The following is a 21,211-nucleotide window of genomic DNA, read 5'->3' on the forward strand; positions in this document are numbered from 1 at the left end:
ACTGGGCTTCTGGCCGCGCATGAAGATCCTGCACACGTCGGCCGCGGAAATGGGGCAGATCTATCTGCCGCAGGTCAACGCCTTGCTGCTGGTGGCGGTGATCGTGCTGGTGATCGCATTCCGCTCGTCGGACAATCTGGCCGCGGCCTACGGCTTCGCGGTGACCGGGACCATGCTCTGCACCGGCGTGCTGGCCTTCATGGTGCTGCCGCGCGGCGCCAGGGGCGGCAAGCGTGCGGCCTGGATCGCGGTGTTGAGCGTGCTGCTGGTGATAGACCTGCTGCTGTTCTCTGCCAACGTGCTCAAGATCCACGAAGGGGGTTGGCTGCCGCTGGCCGTGGGCATTGCGGTATTCGTGCTCATGACGACCTGGCGACAGGGCCGCCGGCTGCTGGCCGAGATGCAGGCGCGCGACCGCCAGCCGCTCAAGGAGTTCATGACCCAGCTCGAAGAGTATCCGCCCGCGCGCGTGCACGGCACGGCCATTTTCATGACCATGAGCTCGGGTTTCGTGCCGCCGGCATTGCTGCACAATCTCAAGCACAACAAGGTGCTGCACGAGCAGGTGCTCTTTCTGACCCTCAAGGTGGCCGATGTGCCTTTCGTCTCGTCCGACGAACGCTTCGAGGTCGAACGCGTCAGCCATTCGAGCTGGCAGGTCACCGTGCATTACGGCTTCAAGGAAGACTCCGACTTGCCCGAGGCGCTGCGCCTGGTGGGCGAGGCCTATCCCGAGCTGGATCTCGAGCCCATGCGCACGTCGTACTATCTGTCGCGCCAGACCGTGGTGGGCGGCAGGCGTGCCGTCATGCCGCGTTGGCGTCGCGGCATTTTCGCCTTCATGGCGCGCAACGGCACACGCAGCACCATGTTCTTCAAGATCCCGCCCAACCGTGTGGTGGAAATGGGAATGCAGGTCGAACTCTGATGCGGCGGCCCGGTCGCCGGCCGCAGCGGGCTGACTGTGGTTTCTCTGTGGCGGCCACAGTCGGCATGCTCAGTTCTTGATGAAATCGACGAAGGCTCGCAGCGGCGCCGGTAGATGCCTGCGTCCGGGATAATAGAGGAACGGCCCGGCAAAGCGTTGCCACCAGGGCTCGAGCAGCGGCACCAGCCGGCCGCTGTCGAAATGCGGGCGCAGCATGTCTTCCCAGAGATTGACGATACCTACGGCATCCAGTGCGGCCTGCACCAGCATCGCGACGGCCAGGCCGGGCCGCACTTGCAGCGGGCCGGGCGGCGGATCCAGGTGGATGATTTCCCCTTCGCGCTCGAAATGCCAGAGCGGTTTGGCGCCCCCGGAGAACTGGCCGCGCAGGCAGGCATGCGCCAGCAGATCGTGGGGATGTTCGGGGTGTCCGTGCGCGGCGAGATACGCCGGTGAGGCGGCGAGCGCAAAGCGTTGGACACGCGGTCCGATCGGCACGGCGATCATGTCCTGCTCCAGGCGCTCGTCATAGCGGATGCCGGCATCGCAGCCTGCCTCGAGCAGGTTGACGAAGCTGTCTTCAGCCTGGACTTCGACATGGATGCCCGGATAGGCCTTGATGAACCGCGACAGAATGGGCGGCAGGATGGTTTGCGTGGTGTGGGCCGGCACATTGAGCCGCAGCGTGCCCACCGGTTTGTCGCGAAAGCCGTTGAGCACGTCGAGCGCCGTCTCTATCTCGCCCAAGAGCGGCGCCAGCTGCTCCAGCAGGCGCTGGCCGGCCTCGGTCGGCGTGACGCTGCGCGTGGTGCGGTTGAGCAGGCGCATGCCGAGCCGGCTTTCCAGGCGCTGCACAGCCGTGCTCAGGCTGGATGCCGACGCGCCGCCTGCGCGCGCCGCGTCGCGAAAGCCGCCGGCCCGGGCCACTGCGACGAAGGCGGTGAGATCGTTCATATCCATGTTCGAAATATCGTACAACCTGTTCGCATTTAAATGGATTATCAAACAAGGATGTTCTATTCATACTTCACGCCGTACATCGATCAAGGAGCGTGATATGTCTTACTCATCCACTTATTCCTTTGCCGGGCGCACGGTCCGGCGCATGGGCTACGGCGCCATGCAGCTGGCCGGACCGGGCGTCTTCGGGCCGCCGCGGGACAAAGCGGCGGCTTTGACCGTGCTGCGCGAGGCGCTGGCCGCCGGCGTGAACCACATCGACACCAGCGATTTCTACGGGCCGCACGTCACCAATCAGATCATCAAAGAGGCGCTGCATCCGTATCCTGACGACTTGATCATCGTCACCAAGGTCGGTGCCGTGCGCGGCGCCGATGCCGAATGGCTGCCGGCTCAGGCCCCGGCGGACATCGAACGCGCGGTGCACGACAATCTGCGCAATCTCGGGCTGGACGCACTCGACGTGGTGAACCTGCGCATCATGGGCAATATCCATGCGCCGTCCGAAGCCCCGATCGCGCGACAGGTCGAGGCGCTGGCGTCGTTGCAGCGGCGCGGGCTGGTGCGCCATATCGGGCTGAGCAATGTGACCGCCGCGCAGGTCGAAGAAGCGCAAGGCATTGCCGAAATCGTCTGCGTGCAGAATCACTACAACCTGGTGCATCGCGACGACGATGCGCTGATCGATGCGCTCGGGCGTCAGGGCATCGCCTACGTGCCATTTTTTCCGCTGGGCGGATTCACGCCCATCCAGTCGGGGGAGTTGAACCGGATCGCGGCTTCGGCGGGCGCGACGCCCATGCAGTTGGCGCTGGCCTGGCTGCTGCATCGCGCGCCGAACATCCTGCTGATTCCCGGAACATCGTCGCCGGCGCATTTGCACGAAAATCTGAAGGCTGCGCAATTGCCGCTTTCGGATGCTCTGATGACCGAACTCCACCGGATAGGCAAGACCGGCTGAACTTTCTGCGTGTGTATGCCGCATGCCGACTGCATGAAAAAAAGGCCGCATCGATGCGGCCTTTTTCGTCGTCTGCGCGAGCGGCTTATTTCTTCTTGCCGTCGTGCAGCTGGGGCAAGGCTGCACCGCCCGAGGGCAGCAGCAGGCCTGCCTGGGTGTAAGTGAAGAGCTTGTGGCGCGTGTCGGTGATGTCGAGGTTGCGCATGGTGAGCTGTCCGATGCGGTCGGCCGGTGTGAAGGGCGCGTTCTCGACCTTTTCCATGGACAGACGTTCGGGCGCGTAGGTCAGGTTGGGCGACTCGGTGTTGAGCAGCGAGTAGTCGTTGCCGCGGCGCAATTCGACCGTGACTTCGCCGGTGATGGCGCGCGACACCCAGCGCTGCGCCGTTTCGCGCAGCATGATGGCTTGCGGATCGAACCAGCGGCCCTGGTAGAGCAGACGGCCGAGTTTGATGCCGTTGATGCGGTACTGCTCGATGGTGTCTTCGTTGTGAATGCCGGTGACCAGACGCTCGTAGGCGAGGTAGAGCAGGGCCATGCCCGGGGCTTCGTAGATGCCGCGGCTCTTGGCCTCGATGATGCGGTTTTCGATCTGGTCGCACATGCCCAGGCCGTGGCGTCCGCCGATGGCGTTGGCCTCGGCCATCATGGCCACCGGATCGCTGTACTCCACGCCGTTCAGCGCCACGGGCTGGCCTTCCTCGAAGCGCACGGTGACTTCCTCGGCCTTGACCGCGACATCGTCTCTCCAGAAGGCCACGCCCATGATGGGCTTGACGATGCGGATGCCGGAATTGAGGTTTTCCAGATCCTTGGCTTCGTGCGTGGCGCCGAGAATATTGGAGTCGGTGGAGTAGGCCTTTTCAGCCGACATCTTGTAGTCGAAGCCGGCCTTCTGCATGTAGGCCGACATTTCGGCGCGGCCGCCGAGCTCGTCGATGAACTGCTGGTCGAGCCAGGGTTTGTAGATCTTGAGCTCGGGATTGGTGAGCAGGCCGTAGCGATAGAAGCGCTCGATGTCGTTGCCCTTGTAGGTGCTGCCGTCGCCCCAGATGTTGACGCCGTCTTCCTTCATGGCAGCCACCAGCATGGTGCCGGTCACGGCACGGCCCAGCGGGGTGGTGTTGAAGTAAGTGATGCCGCCGGTGGAAATGTGGAAGGCGCCCGACTGCAGCGCGGCGATGCCTTCGGACACCAGTTGAGGACGGCATTCGACCAGGCGGGCGTTCTCTGCGCCGTAGGTCTTGGCGCGCAGCGGGATGTCGTCGTAGTCGGTCTCGTCGGGCTGGCCCAGGTTGGCGGTGTAGGCGTAGGGGATGGCGCCTTTCTCGCGCATCCAGATCAGCGCCGCGCTGGTGTCCAGGCCGCCGGAGAAAGCGATGCCGACCTTCTGGCCGACGGGAAGGGAGGGGAGAATGGTTGCCATGGTTTTAGAAGGGCGCGGACACGGAAATGCGCGCCGAAGAAGGAGGAAAGGGGGAAAGATCAGTGGCGCATTTTAACGCGTTTGCCGCCGGCGCTAGCCTTGGCGACGCCGCCCAGGAACAGCAGTCCGAAGTCGAGCTCGCGCAGCAGCTGCGCGGTGGCTTTGGCCAGACGCGTGGCGGGCCGGTGTCGCGGCGTGGCCAGCACCAGCTTGTTGCGGATCACGGGGGCTTCGATGCGGCACAGGGCCAGCGGGTGGGTGACGGCTGGCCCCTGCACGGCCGAGCGCGGCAGGATGGCGTAGGCATCGCCCTGCGCGACGAGCTCGACAATGGTCTGGACGGCGTCTACCTCGGCTGCCACGGTCGGGTGTACGCCCTGGCGCCGACATACGCTTTCGACCAAGGTGCGGATCGCGTTGGGCAGGCTGGGCAGTATCAAGGGGTAGTTGCCCAGCTGGGCCACCTTCACCGCGGCGGGCAGCGTCAGGCGCCCGCCCGGCGCGGCGGCCAGAACCAGGTCTTCGCGCAGCAGCGGCTCGCAGGTCAGCTGCGGCGAGACGGGCGGGTCGTACAGCAAGGCCAGGTCGATGCGTCCGGCCAGCAGCCATTCGCGCACCTGGGTGCTCAGGCCTTCGGCGATGGTGATCGAGGCATCGGGGCAGGCCTGGCGAAAGGCCTGCACCAGCGGCGGCGTGACGCAGCGGGCCACGCGAGGCGGCAGGCCGATGGCGACCTTGCCGGTGGGCGTGTCGCGCAGGTCTTGCAGGTCTTCCTTGGCGCGCATGGCCAAAGTGAGCAAGGCGCGGGCGTGTTCTAGAAAGCGCAGACCCGCCTCGGTGGGCTCGACGCCGCGGCCGTTGCGATAGAGCAGGTGCTGGCCCAGTTCCTGCTCCAGCAAGCCTACTTGGCGGCTTAGCGTGGGCTGGGCTACGTCCAGCAGTTCGGCCGCGCGCGAAAAGCTGCGGCGCTCTGCCACGTGCATGAAGTACTCGATCTGCTTGAGGTCCATGATGATGAAACCTGTTTTTGGATATTTGATTTATCTATATCTGAAATTTTAGATATAGCATTGTTTGAGCGTTAGCGATGGGCCACTATGGTCGTCGTCGCCGCACAGAACCGGCACGTAGTAACGCGTGGAGACTGCTTTGCCCGATTGCCGCCCGCCGCTGGCCGAACCGTCGGCGCCGCGCCGCCGCCTGCCGGAAGGCGCGTGCGATGCGCACTGCCATGTATTCGGCCCGGCCGACCGGTTCCCCTATGCGCAGGACCGCTCGTATACGCCGCCCGATGCTCCTTTTGAAAAATTGGCTGCCTTGCATGCCCATGTGGGTGCCACGCGGGCGGTCATCGTGCAGGCCAACTGCCACGGCCATGACCATGCCCCGTTGCTCGATGCCGTAGCGCGCGGCCGGGGGCGCTATCGCGGTGTGGCGCTGCTGCCGCCGCACGCCGATGCGGCGCTGGTCCGCGCATTGCACGAGGGCGGAGTGCGCGGCGCGCGCTTTAACTTCGTGCCGCACCTGGGCGCGCCGCCCGCGCCCGATGTATTCGACCGCATCGTGTCCCTGATCGCTCCGCTGAGCTGGCATGTATGTCTGCACATCGACGGCGCGATGATAGGCGGACTGCTGCCTCGGCTGGCCCGGTTGCCGCTGCCTTTCGTGGTGGACCACATGGGGCGTGTGCGCGCACGCGACGGGCTGGACGCGCCGGCTTTTCGCGCGTTGCTCGACCTGGCGGGCGTGCCAGGCGCCTGGGTCAAGGTGTCGGGCATGGACCGTATCGGCGACGGCAAGCGGCCTTTCCGCGAAAGCATCCCCTTCGTTCGCGCGTTGGCCGAAGCCTTGCCCGAACGCACCCTGTGGGGCACCGATTGGCCGCATCCGAACGTCGCCGGCGACATGCCTGACGACGGTGAAGTGGTTGACGCTTTTTTCGAAGCCTGTCCGGACGATGCGCTGCGGCGGCAGGTGTTGGTGGAAAATCCGGCGCGCTTGTATGGGTTTTAAGGAGACGGGCATGTTCTTCAAACGTATGTGGTGCGCGGGCGTCTTGGCCGTGTTGGCCGTGGGCGCAGCCCGGGCGGCCCAGGGGCCGGTGCAGCTCGTGGTGGCCTTTCCTGCGGGCGGCCCGGTGGATACGGTCGGACGGGTGCTGGCCGCGCAACTGAGCAAAGCGTGGCATCGTCCCGTCATCGTCGAGAACAAAGCCGGTGCCAACGGCAACATCGGCGCAGCTTATGTGTCGACGGCGCCGGGCGACGGTTCGGTGCTGTTTCTGACCAGCGTGGGCGCGGTGGCCATCAGCCCGGCCCTGTACAAGTCCTTGCCTTACGACCCGGTCAAGGGTTTCAAGCCCATATCCAAGATCGTCGACAACGCCACGGCATTCGTCGTGAACAAGACCAACCCCGCGGTCGACGCCGCGGACTTCGTCAAGCGCTCGCTCGCGTCCGGCGGCCCGGTGCCCATCGGCTCTTCGGGCGTGGGCAGCATTCCGCATCTGACGCTGGAAATGTTCGCCGACGCCACCAAGGCCAATGTGATGCACGTGCCCTACAAAGGGGCGGCGCCGGTCATCAACGATCTTCTCGGCAATCAGGTGTCCGGCTTTTTCGGCGACGTACCCGGACTCATCGGCCTGATCAAGTCCGGTCAGCTCAAGGCTCTGGGCCTGGCCGCGCCCGCGCGCCTGCCGCAGCTGCCGCAGGTGCCCACGCTGGCCGAGCAGGGCATTGCAGGGGTGCAGACCAACAACTGGTACGGCCTGCTGGCGCCGGCCGCAACGCCGCCCGCGCTGGTCGACAAGCTCAATGCCGACGTGCGCGCTGCGCTGCGCACCCCCGAAGTGCGCGAACGACTCGAGCAGCTGGGTTGCCAGCCGGCGCCCACCAGCCCGCAGGAGCTGGCTGCGCTCATCGCGTCCGACCGCCAGAAGTGGTCGGAAGTGATCAAGCGCAAGAACATACACGTGGATTGATCGCATGAGCGCATTTCGCATCGCTCCCGTGGAGCCGGGCACGCGCCCGCAAGTGGCGGACATCGAGGCGCGCATTTTCGCCGCGCGTGGCCGCATCACTCCGCTGTACCAGGTGCTGCTGAACAGTCCTCCGGTGGTCGAGGGCTGGGAGGCCATGCTGACTGCAATACGCCAGAAGACTACGCTGGCGCCGCGTCTGCGCGAGCTCGTCATTCTGCGCGTGGCGGTGCTGAACCGCGCGCCTTATGAATTCGAAGCCCACGTTCCGCACGCGCGCGCAGCGGGCCTGTCCGACGAGGTCATCGAAACCTTGCGGACCTATGCCGCGCCGGACTCGACGCCGGGCTTGCGCGCCCAGGAGCGCGACGTGCTTGCGCTGACCGACGCCATGACGCGCGACATTGAAGTGCCGGATGAGGTATTCGAGCCTTTGCGCGCGCATTTCGACGCGCAGGGCCTGCTCGAACTGGTCGCGACCGTGGCGGCGTACAACATGGTGTCGCGCTTTCTGGTGGCGCTGCGCATCGGACATTGAGCCAGCACAAAGGAATCGCGATGGAGCGGGTTTTGTTGATCAAAGTGCCGGCGAGGCTGGGCATCCTGGCGGTCGGTCGTATTCGCGCTGCGCTATCCGAGGGCCTGGCTTTGTCGGTGGATGCGTGCGCCGCAGTCGACGTCGAGGAATCGTATGTATATTGCCGGGCGCAGGGCGATGCCGGCGCTGTGCTGCAGATCGTTCGCGACCGCGTGGCGGCAGTCTGTCCGTCGAGCAGCCGGGCCGTATCGCTCAAGGGCATGTTGCATCTGGGGAGCGGGCCGGCGGGCATGAATGCGCCCTGGCACTACGTCGTCGAAACCGATATCGCGCCCGAAAGCGAGCAGGACTTCAACGATTGGTACACGCAGGAACATATGCCGGGTCTGGCCGCCGTGCCTGGCACGGCGCGCGCCGACCGGTATCTGTGCGAGGACGGGGCGCCGCGCTATTACGCCTGCTACGATCTGCTTACCCGCGAAACCTTCGGCAGCCCGCCCTGGCTGGCCGTGCGCGGCACGGACTGGAGCAGCCGAGTGCGCCCGTCGTTCCGCAATACCAAGCGCACGATGTTCACGCGGGTTCTGGGCTGAGCTGGGGCGGCCGGAGATAGCCGCCGCCCCGCGCGTCAGTTCAGCTTGCCCAGCAGCAGGAACTCCATCAGCGCCTTCTGCACATGCAGGCGGTTCTCGGCTTCGTCCCAGACCACGCTTTGCGGACCTTCCAGGACTTCGGCGGTGACCTCTTCGCCGCGATGGGCAGGCAGGCAGTGCTGAAAGACGGCCTGAGGGTCGGCCACTGCCATCATGTCTGCATCCACGCGCCAGTCGGCGAAGGCCTTGCGGCGGGCTTCGTTCTCGGCCTCGTAGCCCATGCTGGTCCACACGTCGGTGGTGACCAGATGAGCGCCGCGGCAGGCGTCCTTCGGATTCTTGAACTGCCTGAGCACGGCGGGCGAAGGCGAGCCGACGCGCGCCGGATCGAGTTCATAGCCCGACGGAGCCGACACGTGCAGGGTGAAGCCCAGCAGTTCGGCGGCGTGCAGCCACGTGTAGGCCATGTTGTTGGCGTCTCCCACCCAGGCCACCGTCTTGCCGGCAATGGGGCCGCGGTGCTCGATGAAGGTGAGAAGGTCGGCCAGGATCTGGCAGGGGTGAAATTCGTTGGTCAGTCCGTTGATGACAGGTACGCGCGAGTGCGCTGCGAAGCTCTCGATGCGTGCCTGCTCGAAGGTGCGGATCATCACGATGTCGACCATGCGCGAAATGATGCGCGCTGTATCTTCGATGGGTTCGGCGCGGCCCAGCTGCGAGTCGGTGGAGGTCAGATTGATGACCGAGCCGCCCATCTGGTACATGCCGGCCTCGAACGAGACGCGGGTGCGGGTGCTGGCTTTTTCGAACACCATGGCCAAGGTGCGGTCCACGAGCGGCATGTGGGGCTCGTAGCGCTTGAATTTGTCCTTGATGACGCGGGCGCGATCCAGAACGTAGTTCAGTTCGTCGGCCGAAAAGTCCTTGAGCTGCAGAAAATGCCGCAGCGGGGCGGGCTTGCCCTGGAGGGAGGGAGTCGCGGTCATGGTTGAAATCGCAAAGCCGGGTCGGCAAAAAGATCCATCATATACAATTCGGGCGCGGGCCGACTTGCGGCCCCAGGTCGACCGGGCCGGGGCGGTGTGCAAGACCAGCCTGCGGTAAATCAAAACATGACTGTCCGACAATTTCTCATCTATGGCGTGACCGAAAGCGGCAGCCGCTTTCGCCCCAGCGACTGGGCTGAACGCCTCGCCGGTGTCATGGCGCAGTTTCGCCCGCCCGGCGTGGCCGGCACGCATCTGACCTACTCGCCCTATGTGCTGCCGGTCGATCTGGAAGGCGTCAAGGGCATCGTGGTCGACCAGCGCCTGCGCGAGCTCGAGCCGCTTGCCTATAAATTCGTAGTGGATTTCGCCCGCGACAACAAACTCAAGACCGAAGAGCGCGAGTGCGAAAGCAAGGCCTGAAGGTTTGCATCAACGGGGGGTGAGTCCCGCAGTTTGAGCCCCGCCGTTTGAAACTGACGATCCCAAATCCTGGGTCTCGGCTCAAGTTCGACGCGCAAAACAAAAAGGATGCCGTAAGGCATCCTTTCGCATTTGCCGATTCTGTCTGCCAGCCGCGAAGAGGGAAGCCTCGCGCGAAGATACGGTAGGCGCGCGGGGCGCGGCAGGCAGTAACGGTCAGGCCAGCGCCTTGACGGCGGCAGCCAGGCGGCTCTTGTGACGAGCGGCCTTGTTCTTGTGAATGATGTGCTTGTCGGCCACGCGGTCGATGACGCTCGTGGCTTTTTGCAGCGTGTCGGCGGCGACGGACTTGTCGCCGGCTTCGACGGCCTGGCGCACGCGCTTGATCGCGGTACGCAGCATCGAACGCAGCGACGAATTGTGCTTGTTGCGCTCAACCGATTGACGGGCGCGCTTACGGGCTTGGGCGGTATTGGCCATGGTGTATTCGGTAATTTAAAGAATTCGGCAAAGTCGGTTATTTTAGCGGGCTTTCCCTTATGGCGCAAGGGTTTGGCGTAAAGCCGCGCTAGGCGGGGTCACCCGGCGCCCGAGGGCGGGCGTAGCGACCGGCGAGATTCCTGGCACCTGCCGGGGCCAGATCGATCGACGTGTACCAGCGGGCGATCCGGTGTATCCGGATCGGCATGTCGGACTGCAGGGCGCGCAGCGCGGCGTCGCTGTCGTCGAGCGGGTAACGGCCGTTGGCCAGCAGCCCGCCTGCGGCTGCCGAGATGGACAGCGGCCCTTTCCGATAAGGGCGCAGGGCGTCCACCACTTCGAGCAGCGGCCGGTCGTGGACGTCGATCCAGCCTGTTTCCCAGGCGGCGTCGGCCAGCAGGTCGGGCCGTGGGTCGCCGATGACGATGCTGTCGAAACGTGTGCCGGTGCCGGCAGGCAGGGTGGCTCGCGCCCCGTTCGCGGTCGCGATCTCGACCGCGCTGTCCGGGGCGACGACGAGGGTGCGGCGCATTTGCTGGCGCACCATCACGCGCGCGCCGGCGGGGCGGACGATGCCTTCGTTCGTGTGGATCACGAAGGGGCGCGCCGCGTCGGGCTGAGCCGTTAGCGATAGGGCGCCCTCGCGCAGGTGCAGGGCGCGCGCTTGGGCGGTAAAGGACAAATCGACACGTGTGCGTGCGTTCAGCAGCAGCCGGCTGCCGTCGGGAAGGCGATGCAGGCGTCGTTCGCCCGTCGCGGTGGCCATATCGTCGGACAGGCCGGCCAGCGGGTAATAGGCGTTGGCGATCGAGACACCGGCTGCAGCGCCGCTCAGCGCGAGCAGGCTGCCCAGGATATGGCGTCGGTCAAGGCGGGGACCGCCGCCTGGAGGCGGCCTGGTGCAACCGAAACGCAATAGCATCAGCCAATCCACGATCTGATTGAAAAAAGTTTCTGAGAGAAATTCATCGTTACATTACCTAAACACTTGTTGATGTGCGGCCAAACAGCCGGCATCCAAGTGCCAGGGATTGTGAATTCCTGCAAATTCGACGGAAGCGTTTTTTGGTCTATGGAATGCCATGAACCGGCATTCGTATGTTCCGCAGCAAAACCATGGCGTAACGACAGGAATTGACAGGAGTTGCGGAATCTAAATAAACCCGTCTTTAAATTTAAAGTAAAAATATGTATTTTTCAACAATATTTGTCACTTTTCGGACAAAGTGTAACTTGGCGACATCGGGGCACGGGCAAGTTAAGCGGACACAGGCCGTTCCCGCTCGCGCGGGGGGCGGCATATCGGGCAGAAGCGGAGTCAGCGGGCCGCGCCGGGGCGGCCGAAGTCGGCCGGTCGGAAGCCGGCGGCGAACAGCAGGGTGAAATAGACGGCGGCGGCGGCGGCCATGACGGCTGCCAGCCAAAGCACGCGCTGGCCTGCGTGGGCTTGCAGGGCGATCCAGTTCAGCCGGCTACCGGCATAGCCGAGCACGACCGCCATGCCCGCCAGCGCAGGCAGGATGCGCAGCATGAAACGGCCCCAGCCGGGCTCGGGGCGGTAGACCCCGCGCCGACGCAGGACCACGAGCAGCGTCGCGGAGTTGACACAGGCTCCCAGGCCGATCGACAGGGCCAGACCGGCATGAGCGAAGAGCGGCACGAAGGCCAGATTGAACACTTGCGTGAGCACGAGCACCGCGATGGCGATTTTGACCGGTGTGCGGATGTCCTGCCGGGCATAGAAGCCTGGCGCCAGAATCTTCACGGACAACAGGCCGATCAGGCCGACCGAATAGGCGATGACGGCCAGGCGGGTCTGCTGCACGTCCGACGCATGGAAAGCGCCGTAATTGAACAGGGTGGCCACCAGTCCGTCCGACAGCAAGGCCATGCCGAGAACGGCGGGCAATCCTAGCAGCAGCGTCAGGCGCAGGCCGGCGTCGATCAGGTGACTGTAGGTGTCGTGATCGTTTCTGGCGTGGGCGGCCGAGAGGCTGGGCAGCAGCACGGTGCCCAGCGCCACGCCCAGGATCGCCGTGGGAAACTCCATGAGCCGATCGGCGAAGGACAGCCAGGTCACGCTGCCTGGCCTGAGCCAGGTGGCGATGTTGGTGTTGATCAGGAGCGAGACCTGCGCGACGGATACGCCGAGGGTGGCGGGGCCCATCTGCCGGATGATGCGCTTGACCGTGGGGTCGTTCCAGGCCTGCTTCAGATTGGTCTTGAGCAGGCGCGGCGCCAGGCCGATGTGCGCCAGCTCGGCCCATTGCACGGCCAGTTGCAGCACGCCGCCCATCATCACGCCGATGGCCAGGCCGAAGATCGGCAGGCCCAGGTGCGGCGAAATCCACAGGCAGGCTGCGATCATGCACAGATTGAGCAGCACCGGCGTGAAGGCCGGAATGGCGAAGCGGCGCCAGGTGTTGAGCACGCCCGTGGCGAAGGCCGCCAGGGACATGAACAGGATGTACGGAAACATGAAGCGCGTCATGTCGACCGCGGCGGCGAATTCCTCGCCGCGGCTATGATCGCGCAGGCCGCTGGCGATCAGGGTCACGACCCAGGGCGCCGCGACGACGCCGACGATGACCAGCAGCGTCAGCACGGCGGTCAGCAGCAAGGCCACGCGGTCGAGCAAGGGGCGTATGCCTTCGTCGCCATGCTTCTGCCGCGCCGCGCCGAGTATGGGCACGAAGGCCTGCGAGAAAGCGCCTTCGGCAAAGAGGCGGCGCAGCAGATTGGGAATGCGGAAGGCGACCCAGAATGCGTCTGTGACGGGGCCGGCGCCGAAAGTGCGCGCGATGAGCGTGTCGCGGGCCAGGCCGCTGATGCGTGAAATCAGAGTAAGGCCGCTGATGACAGCGGCCGACTTGAACAGGGCCAAGGAAAGTCCCGGTTATTTCGGCGGCATGCGGATGGCGCCGTCCAGGCGGATGACCTCGCCGTTGAGCATCTCGTTGGTGACGATGCTGTAGACCAGCTTGGCGTAGTCTTCGGGGCGGCCAAGGCGCGAGGGGAAGGGGATGGCGGCAGCCAGCGAATCCTGCACCTCTTGGGGCATGCCGAAGATCATGGGCGTGCCGAAGATGCCGGGCGCGATGGTCATGCAGCGGATGCCCGTGCGCGACAGGTCGCGCGCGATGGGCAGGGTCATGCCGGCTACGCCGGCTTTGGAGGCCGCGTAGGCGGCCTGGCCGATCTGGCCGTCGAAGGCCGCGACCGATGCGGTGTTGATGAGTACCCCGCGCTCGCCGGTGGCATCGGGCGTGTTGGCGCTCATGGCCTCGGCGGCCAGACGCATCATGTTGAAGCTGCCGATCAGATTGATCGACACGACCTTCTGAAAGAGGGCGAGCGGATGCGCGCCTTCTTTGCCGACGATCTTGGCGGCGGGAGCCACGCCGGCGCAGTTGACCAGGCCGAATAGCGCGCCGAGCGATTTGGCTTTGGCAACCACGGCCTGCCCGTCGGCTTCCTGGGTGACGTCGCAATGCACGTAGTGCTGGCCGAGCTCCTTGGCGAGCGCCTGGCCGGGCTCGTCCTGCAGGTCGGCGATGACGACCTTGGCGCCGTTGGCCGTGAGCATGCGCACGGTGCCTGCGCCCAGTCCGGACGCGCCGCCGGTGACGATGAATACCTTGTTTGCGATTTCCATGTGATTCAGCCTTGCATGATTCCGTGTTGGGTGAGTCCAGGGGGGGCCGCCGCAGGGCGCCGCTCAGCCCTGCAGTGCGCCGAGCAGGCGCTGGGTGATCTCGTCCACGCTGCCCACGCCGGAAATCTTGCGGTACTTGGGCGCGATGGCGGCTTCTCGGGCCGCCCAGCTCGAGTAGTAGTCGACCAGCGGTCGGGTCTGCTCTTGATAGACGTTCAGGCGGTTGCGCACGGTTTCCTCGCGGTCGTCGTCGCGCTGCACCAACGGCTCGCCGGTGGGATCGTCCTTGCCTTCGACCTTGGGCGGGTTGAACACCACGTGGTAGGAGCGGCCGCTGGCCGGGTGCACGCGCCGGCCGCTCATGCGGGTGATGAGGTCGCCGTCGGGCACTTCGATCTCGACCACGTAGTCGAGTTTGACGCCGGCGTTCTTCAGCGCGTCGGCTTGCGGAATGGTGCGGGGAAAGCCGTCGAAAAGATAGCCGGATGCGCAGTCGGGCTGCGTGAGGCGGTCCTGCACCAGGCCGATGATGATCTCGTCCGATACCAGGCCGCCCGCGTCCATGACCTTCTTGGCGGCCAGGCCCAGCGGGGTGCCGGCCTTGACGGCGGCGCGCAGCATGTCGCCCGTCGAGATCTGCGGGATGCCGTAGCGCTGGGTCAGAAAAGCGGCTTGAGTGCCTTTGCCGGCGCCGGGCGGTCCAAGCAGTATGAGACGCATCGTTTGGCTCCTAATGGGGATGTTGTGTTCTTTTAGGGTTGCTTGCGCAGTGCGCGAACAACGCGGAGTAATAAAGTTTTATAACCGATTTGCTGCGTACCAAGCCCGGACGCGCTCCAGGTCGGCAGGCGTGTCCACGCCGGCAGCGGGGGGCTGGGCCGAGCGGTGCACCGCGATGGCATGGCCGTGTTCCATGGCGCGCAGCTGCTCGAGGGATTCGAATTTTTCCAGCGCGCCCTGCGCCAGTTGCGGGAAGCGGCGCAGGAACGAAACGCGATAGGCGTAGATGCCGATATGGTGCAAAGCGGGCAAGCCCGCCGGCAGGGATGCCGGCTCACCGCCGGGCACGCCAGGGACCGATGAGCCCCATGCATCCCGGGCCCAGGGTATGGGCGCGCGCGAGAAATACAGGGCGCGTCCGTCACGGGCGCACACCACCTTGACGGCGTTGGGATTGAAGAGCGTTTCGGCGTTGGCGATCGCGCAGGCGCAGGTGGCGATGTCGGCCCAGGGCGAGGCGGCCAGGCACGCGGCTACCGCATCGATGAGTTCGGGTTCGATGAGCGGCTCGTCGCCCTGCACGTTGACTACCACGGCGTCGTCGGCAAGGCCGAGCTGTTGCACCGCTTCGGATAGCCGGTCGGTGCCGGTGGCGTGATCGGAGCGGGTCATCAGCGCGCTGTGGCCGTGCGCCTGGACGGCAGCCTGCACTCGCGCATCGTCGGTGGCCACGTGAACGCCGCCGGCACCGGACAGGCTGGCGCGTTCGGCTACCCGCACGACCATGGGCTTGCCGGCAATGTCGGCGAGCGGTTTGTCCGGCAGGCGGGTCGAAGCGGCTCTGGCGGGGATGATTACGGTGTAGTCCACGGCGCGGCGAGACTCAGGCCGCGGAGCTCGTGGCCGGTGCCGCGTCGAGGTCGCGCGCCTCGGGCTCCAGCATGACGGGGATGCCGTCGCGCACGGGAAAGGCCAGGCGGTCGGCCTGGCAGATGAGCTCGGCCTGCGCGCGGTCGAATTGCAGACGGCCCTTGCACACAGGGCAAACGAGTATGTCGAGCAGGCGGGATTCCATGACCGTCATTCTAAATCAGAATGACGGGGCCGGCCCGGATCCGCCGCGATTGCCGCCGGCTTTGCGCGCAATCGCCGTGTTCAGCCAGGCCGTGAGATCCATGGGTTCGAAGCGTGCCTGCACGCCGACCTCCCACAGTCGCGGATCGCCCAGTCGCTCGCACTTGATGGCGTCTTTGGCGGTGACGAGGATATGTCCGGACCGCAGCGTGCCGAAAGGCGAATCGGCATAAGCGTAGTGATCGGGCAGCGGCAGCGTCTCGGCCAGCGCAACGCCGGCCGCGCGCAGCGTGTCGAAAAAGCGCTGCGGATTGCCGATGCCGGCCGCCGCCGCGACGGGCGGGCCGGCGGCGAAATCGGCCAGTGAGCGGGTGTCGCCGTCCGACAAACGACGGGCCGGGCCGGGTTCGAGCCGCATGGTCAATTGCAGCGGGCCGGCGTGAATCACGGATTGCTCCGCTTGCTCCGGATCCGTATCGGCGCCGAGCGCAGCTTGCGTGCCGGCAGATACAGAACCGAGATTGGTGATGACGGCGTCGACCTCGCGCAGGCGCGCGGGCGGCTCGCGCAGCGGGCCTGCGGGCAGCAGGCGGCCGTTGCCCAGGCCGCGCTCGTCTTGGACCACGATTTCCACGTCGCGCGCCAACTGCAGATGCTGCAGCCCGTCGTCGGCGATGATGACGTCGACGTCGGGGCAGGCGCGCAGCAAAGCCTGCGCAGCCAGGACGCGCCGGGGATGCACGGCGACGGGGACGGCGGCAGCGCGGGCAATGAGCGCCGGCTCGTCGCCGTAGTCGGCCGGGTCCAGGTTCGCGCCCAGTCCGACCCGCGGTTCCTTGCCGATACGTGCGCCGTAGCCGCGGCTGATCACGCCGGGGGTCCAGCCCTGCGCGTACAGGCCCTGGGCAATGGCGATCACGACCGGCGTCTTGCCCGTACCGCCCACATAGAGATTGCCTATCACCACCACAGGCACCGCCGCGCGCCAGGCGGTCTTGCGGCCGCTGCGGTAGGCCTCTCGCTTGCGCCTTACAGCCTGGCTTGCGATCCAGGACAAGGGGGCCAGCAGGCGCGCCAGCAGGCCGTCCTGCTGCCATTGCCGCTGGAGGTAGGCTCGGGCGTTCACGGAGCCGTGTTCACGCCATAAGGACCATGCGCCGTCCGGGCATCGCTCATTGGCCGGTCTGCGCCGCGAAATTGAGACGTACGATGCCGGCCTGGCGGGCGGCTTCCATCACGTTGACGACGGACTGATGCGTGGCCTGCGCGTCGGCGTTGATCATGAGCAGGGGCGAGGACTGGCCCTGCGCGGCCTGCGCGAGCGCCTTGGCGATGTCGGCCGTGGTGCTGCCGTCGATCAGATTGCCGTTGAGCGCGTAATGGCCGTCCTGACTCACTGCGATCTGCAACGGCGCGGATTCCTGCTGCTCGGCCGCGGCTTGCGGCAGGGTGATCTTGAGCCGGGTGAAATGCGCGAACGAGGTAGTCGCCGCCAGGAAGATCAGTATGACCAGCAATACATCGATGAGCGGGATCAGATTGATCTCGACGTCGTCGTGGCCGCGGCCATTGCTCCGGAAGTTCATTCCTGCGGCTCCAGGGAGGCCAGATGGCGGGCCAGCTTGCCTGCCGTCAGTTCCATGGCGTTCAGAAGGTTGTCGACGCGCGAGCGCAGGTAGCGGTGCGCGATCATGGCGGGGATGGCGATGAGAATGCCGAAACAGGTGTTGTAGAGGGCGACCGAGATACCGTGCGCCAACTGAGCCGGGTCGCTGACGCCCGGGGAGTAGGCGCTGAAGATCTCGATCATGCCCACCACCGTGCCGAACAGGCCCATCAGGGGCGCGATGGCGGCGATGGTGCCGATGGCGGGCACGTAGCGGCCCAGGTCGTGCGCCACGGAGCGGCCGACGTCCTCCACCGCCAGGCGGACATCGGCGCGGGGCAGGCCGCGCTGACGCAGCACCTCGGCCAGTATCCGGCCCAACGGAGAGTTGCGTTCCAGCTGCGACAACGCTTCGGGGTTGTCCTGGTGGTTGCGCAGCATGTCGCGAACCTGTTCGATCAGATCGCGCGGCATGATCAGGCTGCGGCGCAGGGACAGGAGTCGTTCCACGATCAGGGCCAACCCCAGGACGGAGGTGGCGAACAGCGGCCAGATCGGCCAGCCGGCGGCTTCAAGGAGAGCTAGCAAAGCGAAGGGCTCCGGTGCAACGATATGGGAGGGCGGGAAGGCGGGTAACTGCTCAGAGTATGCCGCCGGCCCGATCTTGCAAGGCGAGACTGTAATCGGGGGCCTGGGGACGAGGCAAGCCGGTGCGCCCGGGCGGGATCGACAGTTACCCACAATTTATGTGGATAATTCTGTGCAGAACTGGCCTGCGAGCCGGTTTTCATGCGGTCTGGCGCTGGAACCGGTTGAAATGGGTCAAATTGAATTAGATTTTTTATTTATATAAATCAAATAGTTATACGGAGGATGTTGAATCTCCGGGCGATCGCGGCGTCAGGCCAGAGACTTGACAATCTTAAAACTCCGCTGCAAGCGCCCTGTGGACATATACCTCCCCGGAAAGCCTTATGACAATTGGATTTGCAGTCACAGACGACGTATTTACGCGGGATATTCTGACTGTCGCCCAGCTTAATCAAGCGGTGGGCCAGTTGCTGGAGCAGAGCGTCCCTTTGCTATGGGTCCGCGGCGAAGTGTCCAACTTCACGCAAGCCGCTTCCGGGCACTGGTACTTCACGCTCAAGGACAGCCGGGCCGCTGTGCGGGCGGTCATGTTCCGCAGCCGCGCCAGCGCGGTCGGCTTCGTGCCCAAGCCGGGCGACCAGGTGGAAGTCCGGGCGCGGGTGTCCCTCTACGAGGCGCGGGGCGATTTTCAGCTTCAGGCCGAAGGCATGCGCCGAGCCGGCCTGGGCAATCTCTACGAGGCCTTTCTGCGCCTGAAGGCGGAACTTGCCGGCGAAGGCCTGTTCGACGCCGAGCGCAAGCGCGAGCCGGCGCGCCTGCCGCGCGCCATCGGCGTGGTGACCTCGCTGCATGCCGCGGCCCTGCGCGATGTGTTGTCGGCCCTGGCGCGCCGCGCGCCGCAGGTGCCGGTGATCATTTATCCAGCGCCTGTGCAGGGAGCCGACGCGGCGGCCAGGCTGACGGCGCAGGTTGCGACGGCCAATGCGCGCGCCGAGGTCGACACCCTGCTGCTGGTTCGTGGCGGCGGCAGCATCGAGGATCTCTGGAGCTTCAACGACGAGCAACTGGCCAGGCAGGTCGCGGCCAGCCGCATTCCCGTCATCTGCGGGGTCGGGCACGAAACCGACTTCACCATCGCGGATTTCGTGGCCGATGTGCGTGCACCCACGCCCACCGCGGCGGCGGAACTTGCCTGCGTGCCGCGCGCCGAGCTGCTGCGCACCGTGGACCATGCGGCGCAGGCACTGGTTCGCGCCCAGCGCCGACGGCTCGATCAGGCTGCCCAGCGCCTGGACCGCGCCGGCGCGCAACTCGTGTCCCCGGCACAGCATCTGGCTCGCCAGGGCGACCGGCTGGAAGCATTGCGGCATCGGCTGGCGGCGGCCTGGCGAGCACCGCAGGCGCGCCGCACGGCGCGCTTGACGCTGTTGACGCAAAGTCTGGCGCACCGTGCACCCGACACGGCGCGAGCCCGCGAGCGCCTGCAGAGTCTGGCCGACCGTTTGGTCCGTGCCCAGAGGCGCCTGCTCGAATCGCGCGGCGCGCGCCTGGCGACGGCAGGAGGGCAGCTGCGCGCTTTCGATCCGCAAAATACCCTGGCGCGCGGCTATGCCATCGCGCGCGGCCCTGATGGCGCCATCGTGCGCGACGCCGGGCAACTGACCGTCGGCCAGCGCCTGACGCTGGCCTTCGCACGTGGCGAGGTTTTGGCCGACGTGGCTCAGGTGCGCGAAGTTGGGCATGATTGACTGTGATTTGTTGCCTGATCGTTGAAGATGTTCGCGCCAGGCGTTTTGGCGGCAAAAGCTCGCATTGCGGCGGGACGACGGCACTGCGCGGCGCAATTTTCCGGTCTTGGGGTTTTCCCATCGGTCCGGCGGACTAGCCGATACAATAGATTCGCTTGATCGCGGATATGCCGCACAGTACCAACTCCGAGGAAACGATATGGCCCACACTCTGCCCCCCCTGCCTTACGCGATGGATGCCCTGGCTCCGCATATCTCGAAAGAGACGCTCGAATTCCATTACGGCAAGCACCATCAGGCGTACGTCACCAACCTGAACAACCTGATCCCCGGCACGGAGTTCGAAAACCTGTCGCTGGAAGAAATCGTCAAGAAGTCCTCGGGCGGCGTGTTCAACAACGCGGCCCAAGTGTGGAACCACACCTTCTACTGGAACGGCATGAAGCCCCAGGGCAGCGGCGCTCCCTCCGGCAAGCTGGGCGACGCCATCAATGCCAAGTGGGGCTCTTTCGACGCGTTCAAGGAAGCCTTCACCAAGTCGGCCGTGGGCAACTTCGGTTCGGGCTGGACCTGGCTGGTCAAGAAACCCGATGGCTCGCTCGACATCGTCAACACCAGCAACGCCGCCACGCCGCTCACCACCGCCGACGTGCCGCTGCTGACCTGCGACGTGTGGGAGCATGCCTACTACATCGACACCCGCAACGCCCGTCCCAAGTACCTGGAAAACTTCTGGGCCCTGGTCAACTGGGACTTCGCCGCCAAGAATCTGGGCTGAGCGCCGCCCCGCGCCGGGCTCGCCTTGCGCGCGACCGAGCAAAACCCCGCGCGTTGAACAAGGCGCGGGGTTTTGTTTTTTGAACTCCTTCCCTATCTGCGGGTCAGTCGTGGCTCCGCCTTCTTTGCCGTCAGCCCATGGAAACTCCCCATCATTCGCCTCCGACCACGCTGCTCAGCCGACTGCGCAGCCAGGTGCGCAAGAGACTGCGTCACACCCAGCGCCTGTCGCGTAAAAGCCTGCGCCTTGTCCTGCTGTTGATCGGCGCCGCGCTGGTGGCGCTGGTTTCCCTGGGTTTTGCCTGGATGGCCGACTATGCCCTGGCGTGGAACCGGCAATGGACGTCGAAGTACGTCTGGCTGGCCTTCATCGTCATGCCGCCGGGACTGATGCTGCTGCGCTGGCTCACCGTGCGCCTGGCGCCCTATGCGGGCGGCAGCGGCATTCCGCAAGTGATCGGCGCCTTGTCGCTGCCGCCTGGCCGCGCGCAGTGGCGGCTGGTCTCGCTGCAGACGGTCTGGAAAATACCGCTGACTTTCCTGGGCATGTTGTTGGGGGCGTCGATCGGCCGCGAAGGGCCTTCGGTGCAGGTGGGCGCGGCCGTCATGCTGGCCTGGAGCCGCCTGTGCCTGCGCCTGGGCGTGCCGCTGCGCGAATTCGATCTGCGCGAACTGATCGCCGCGGGCGCGGCGGGCGGCCGGGCGGCCGCCGTCAATGCGCCGCGGGCCGGCGGCGGGGTGGCCCCCGAGGGGTTGGGACGCGGC

General features: G+C 65.7%; 24 protein-coding genes. 10 read left to right on the top strand and 14 right to left on the bottom strand.

Going from position 1 to position 21,211, the window contains the following annotated elements; genetic code table 11:
• On the top strand, positions 1–928 hold a 928-nt coding region (locus ACTHJ1_RS04775; RefSeq protein WP_440188472.1), incomplete at its 5' end, for a KUP/HAK/KT family potassium transporter.
• A gap of 69 nt (positions 929–997) precedes the next feature.
• Here the strand turns inward: ACTHJ1_RS04775 and ACTHJ1_RS04780 are convergent.
• The gene (locus tag ACTHJ1_RS04780; protein WP_440188475.1) at positions 998–1,888 is read right to left on the bottom strand and encodes a LysR family transcriptional regulator; all 891 of its coding nucleotides are present in this window, start codon (positions 1,886–1,888) and stop codon (positions 998–1,000) included.
• A gap of 97 nt (positions 1,889–1,985) precedes the next feature.
• Here ACTHJ1_RS04780 and ACTHJ1_RS04785 point away from each other — a divergent pair, with 97 nt between their 5' ends.
• Positions 1,986–2,849 (top strand): aldo/keto reductase family oxidoreductase, encoded by an 864-nt coding sequence (locus tag ACTHJ1_RS04785; RefSeq protein WP_440188478.1) that lies wholly within the window; start codon positions 1,986–1,988, stop codon positions 2,847–2,849.
• Positions 2,850–2,934: 85 nt separating this feature from the next.
• On the opposite strand, the gene argG is transcribed toward ACTHJ1_RS04785, so the two are convergent.
• Together argG and ACTHJ1_RS04795 are read right to left on the bottom strand one after the other, a co-directional pair.
• The gene (gene argG, locus ACTHJ1_RS04790; RefSeq protein ID WP_440188481.1) at positions 2,935–4,275 is read right to left on the bottom strand and encodes an argininosuccinate synthase; all 1,341 of its coding nucleotides are present in this window, start codon (positions 4,273–4,275) and stop codon (positions 2,935–2,937) included.
• A gap of 59 nt (positions 4,276–4,334) precedes the next feature.
• The gene (locus ACTHJ1_RS04795) at positions 4,335–5,285 is read right to left on the bottom strand and encodes a LysR substrate-binding domain-containing protein (RefSeq protein ID WP_440188484.1); all 951 of its coding nucleotides are present in this window, start codon (positions 5,283–5,285) and stop codon (positions 4,335–4,337) included.
• Between the two features lie 139 nt (positions 5,286–5,424).
• Between ACTHJ1_RS04795 and ACTHJ1_RS04800 the strand changes: the two genes are divergently transcribed.
• Genes ACTHJ1_RS04800 through ACTHJ1_RS04815 form a run of 4 tightly spaced genes read left to right on the top strand, consistent with a single transcriptional unit; the run spans position 5,425 to position 8,386 of the window.
• Positions 5,425–6,288 carry an amidohydrolase family protein gene (locus ACTHJ1_RS04800; protein WP_440188540.1) on the top strand — a complete coding sequence of 288 codons (864 nt, stop codon included), beginning with the start codon at positions 5,425–5,427 and terminating at the stop codon, positions 6,286–6,288.
• A 10-nt stretch (positions 6,289–6,298) separates the two neighbouring features.
• Complete coding sequence (locus ACTHJ1_RS04805; protein WP_440188487.1) at positions 6,299–7,258, top strand: Bug family tripartite tricarboxylate transporter substrate binding protein; 960 nt, start codon at positions 6,299–6,301, stop codon at positions 7,256–7,258.
• 4 nt (positions 7,259–7,262) lie between these two features.
• Positions 7,263–7,793 carry a carboxymuconolactone decarboxylase family protein gene (locus tag ACTHJ1_RS04810; RefSeq protein ID WP_440188490.1) on the top strand — a complete coding sequence of 177 codons (531 nt, stop codon included), beginning with the start codon at positions 7,263–7,265 and terminating at the stop codon, positions 7,791–7,793.
• Positions 7,794–7,813: 20 nt separating this feature from the next.
• Positions 7,814–8,386, top strand: a complete 573-nt coding sequence (locus ACTHJ1_RS04815; RefSeq protein WP_440188493.1) for a hypothetical protein — start codon at positions 7,814–7,816, stop codon at positions 8,384–8,386.
• A 35-nt stretch (positions 8,387–8,421) separates the two neighbouring features.
• On the opposite strand, the gene argF is transcribed toward ACTHJ1_RS04815, so the two are convergent.
• Positions 8,422–9,372, bottom strand: a complete 951-nt coding sequence (gene argF / locus ACTHJ1_RS04820; RefSeq protein WP_440188496.1) for an ornithine carbamoyltransferase — start codon at positions 9,370–9,372, stop codon at positions 8,422–8,424.
• Positions 9,373–9,498: 126 nt separating this feature from the next.
• On the opposite strand from argF, the gene ACTHJ1_RS04825 reads away from it, so the two are divergent.
• Entirely contained in the window at positions 9,499–9,795 is a 297-nt protein-coding gene (locus tag ACTHJ1_RS04825; protein ID WP_440188499.1) for a DUF3579 domain-containing protein, read from the top strand.
• Between the two features lie 216 nt (positions 9,796–10,011).
• Here the strand turns inward: ACTHJ1_RS04825 and rpsT are convergent, their stop codons facing one another.
• From rpsT to ACTHJ1_RS04875, 10 genes are all read right to left on the bottom strand, one after another.
• Entirely contained in the window at positions 10,012–10,275 is a 264-nt protein-coding gene (rpsT, locus tag ACTHJ1_RS04830) for a 30S ribosomal protein S20 (protein WP_440188502.1), read from the bottom strand.
• An 88-nt stretch (positions 10,276–10,363) separates the two neighbouring features.
• On the bottom strand, positions 10,364–11,197 hold the full coding sequence (locus ACTHJ1_RS04835) for a FecR domain-containing protein (protein WP_440188505.1): 834 nt from the start codon (positions 11,195–11,197) through the stop codon (positions 10,364–10,366).
• A 396-nt stretch (positions 11,198–11,593) separates the two neighbouring features.
• Positions 11,594–13,159, bottom strand: a complete 1,566-nt coding sequence (gene murJ, locus ACTHJ1_RS04840; protein WP_440188508.1) for a murein biosynthesis integral membrane protein MurJ — start codon at positions 13,157–13,159, stop codon at positions 11,594–11,596.
• 12 nt (positions 13,160–13,171) lie between these two features.
• Positions 13,172–13,930, bottom strand: a complete 759-nt coding sequence (locus ACTHJ1_RS04845) for a 3-hydroxyacyl-CoA dehydrogenase (protein WP_440188511.1) — start codon at positions 13,928–13,930, stop codon at positions 13,172–13,174.
• 63 nt (positions 13,931–13,993) lie between these two features.
• Entirely contained in the window at positions 13,994–14,650 is a 657-nt protein-coding gene (adk, locus tag ACTHJ1_RS04850; protein ID WP_440188514.1) for an adenylate kinase, read from the bottom strand.
• Between the two features lie 78 nt (positions 14,651–14,728).
• The gene (gene kdsB, locus ACTHJ1_RS04855; RefSeq protein ID WP_440188517.1) at positions 14,729–15,520 is read right to left on the bottom strand and encodes a 3-deoxy-manno-octulosonate cytidylyltransferase; all 792 of its coding nucleotides are present in this window, start codon (positions 15,518–15,520) and stop codon (positions 14,729–14,731) included.
• Positions 15,521–15,533: 13 nt separating this feature from the next.
• The gene (locus tag ACTHJ1_RS04860; RefSeq protein WP_440188519.1) at positions 15,534–15,725 is read right to left on the bottom strand and encodes a Trm112 family protein; all 192 of its coding nucleotides are present in this window, start codon (positions 15,723–15,725) and stop codon (positions 15,534–15,536) included.
• 15 nt (positions 15,726–15,740) lie between these two features.
• Positions 15,741–16,850: a tetraacyldisaccharide 4'-kinase gene (lpxK, locus tag ACTHJ1_RS04865; protein WP_440188522.1), complete on the bottom strand. Its 1,110-nt coding sequence runs from the start codon at positions 16,848–16,850 to the stop codon at positions 15,741–15,743.
• Between the two features lie 46 nt (positions 16,851–16,896).
• The gene (locus ACTHJ1_RS04870) at positions 16,897–17,310 is read right to left on the bottom strand and encodes an ExbD/TolR family protein (RefSeq protein WP_440188525.1); all 414 of its coding nucleotides are present in this window, start codon (positions 17,308–17,310) and stop codon (positions 16,897–16,899) included.
• Entirely contained in the window at positions 17,307–17,918 is a 612-nt protein-coding gene (locus ACTHJ1_RS04875; protein ID WP_440188528.1) for a MotA/TolQ/ExbB proton channel family protein, read from the bottom strand. Before ACTHJ1_RS04875 ends, ACTHJ1_RS04870 begins: the two co-directional genes overlap by 4 nt.
• Before the next feature lie 386 nt (positions 17,919–18,304).
• Here ACTHJ1_RS04875 and xseA point away from each other — a divergent pair, with 386 nt between their 5' ends.
• The 3 genes from xseA to ACTHJ1_RS04890 all read left to right on the top strand — a co-directional run.
• Positions 18,305–19,669 carry an exodeoxyribonuclease VII large subunit gene (xseA, locus tag ACTHJ1_RS04880; protein ID WP_440188531.1) on the top strand — a complete coding sequence of 455 codons (1,365 nt, stop codon included), beginning with the start codon at positions 18,305–18,307 and terminating at the stop codon, positions 19,667–19,669.
• A gap of 199 nt (positions 19,670–19,868) precedes the next feature.
• A complete protein-coding gene (sodB, locus tag ACTHJ1_RS04885) occupies positions 19,869–20,447 on the top strand; it encodes a superoxide dismutase [Fe] (protein WP_440188534.1) in 579 nt (192 codons plus the stop codon).
• Between the two features lie 137 nt (positions 20,448–20,584).
• Positions 20,585–21,211, top strand: a 627-nt coding sequence (locus ACTHJ1_RS04890) for a chloride channel protein (protein ID WP_440188537.1), incomplete at its 3' end; no start/stop codon positions are given.

It is taken from the genome of Bordetella sp. (assembly GCF_051960075.1).
In the GTDB taxonomy this organism is placed as follows: Bacteria; Pseudomonadota; Gammaproteobacteria; order Burkholderiales; family Burkholderiaceae_B; genus Bordetella.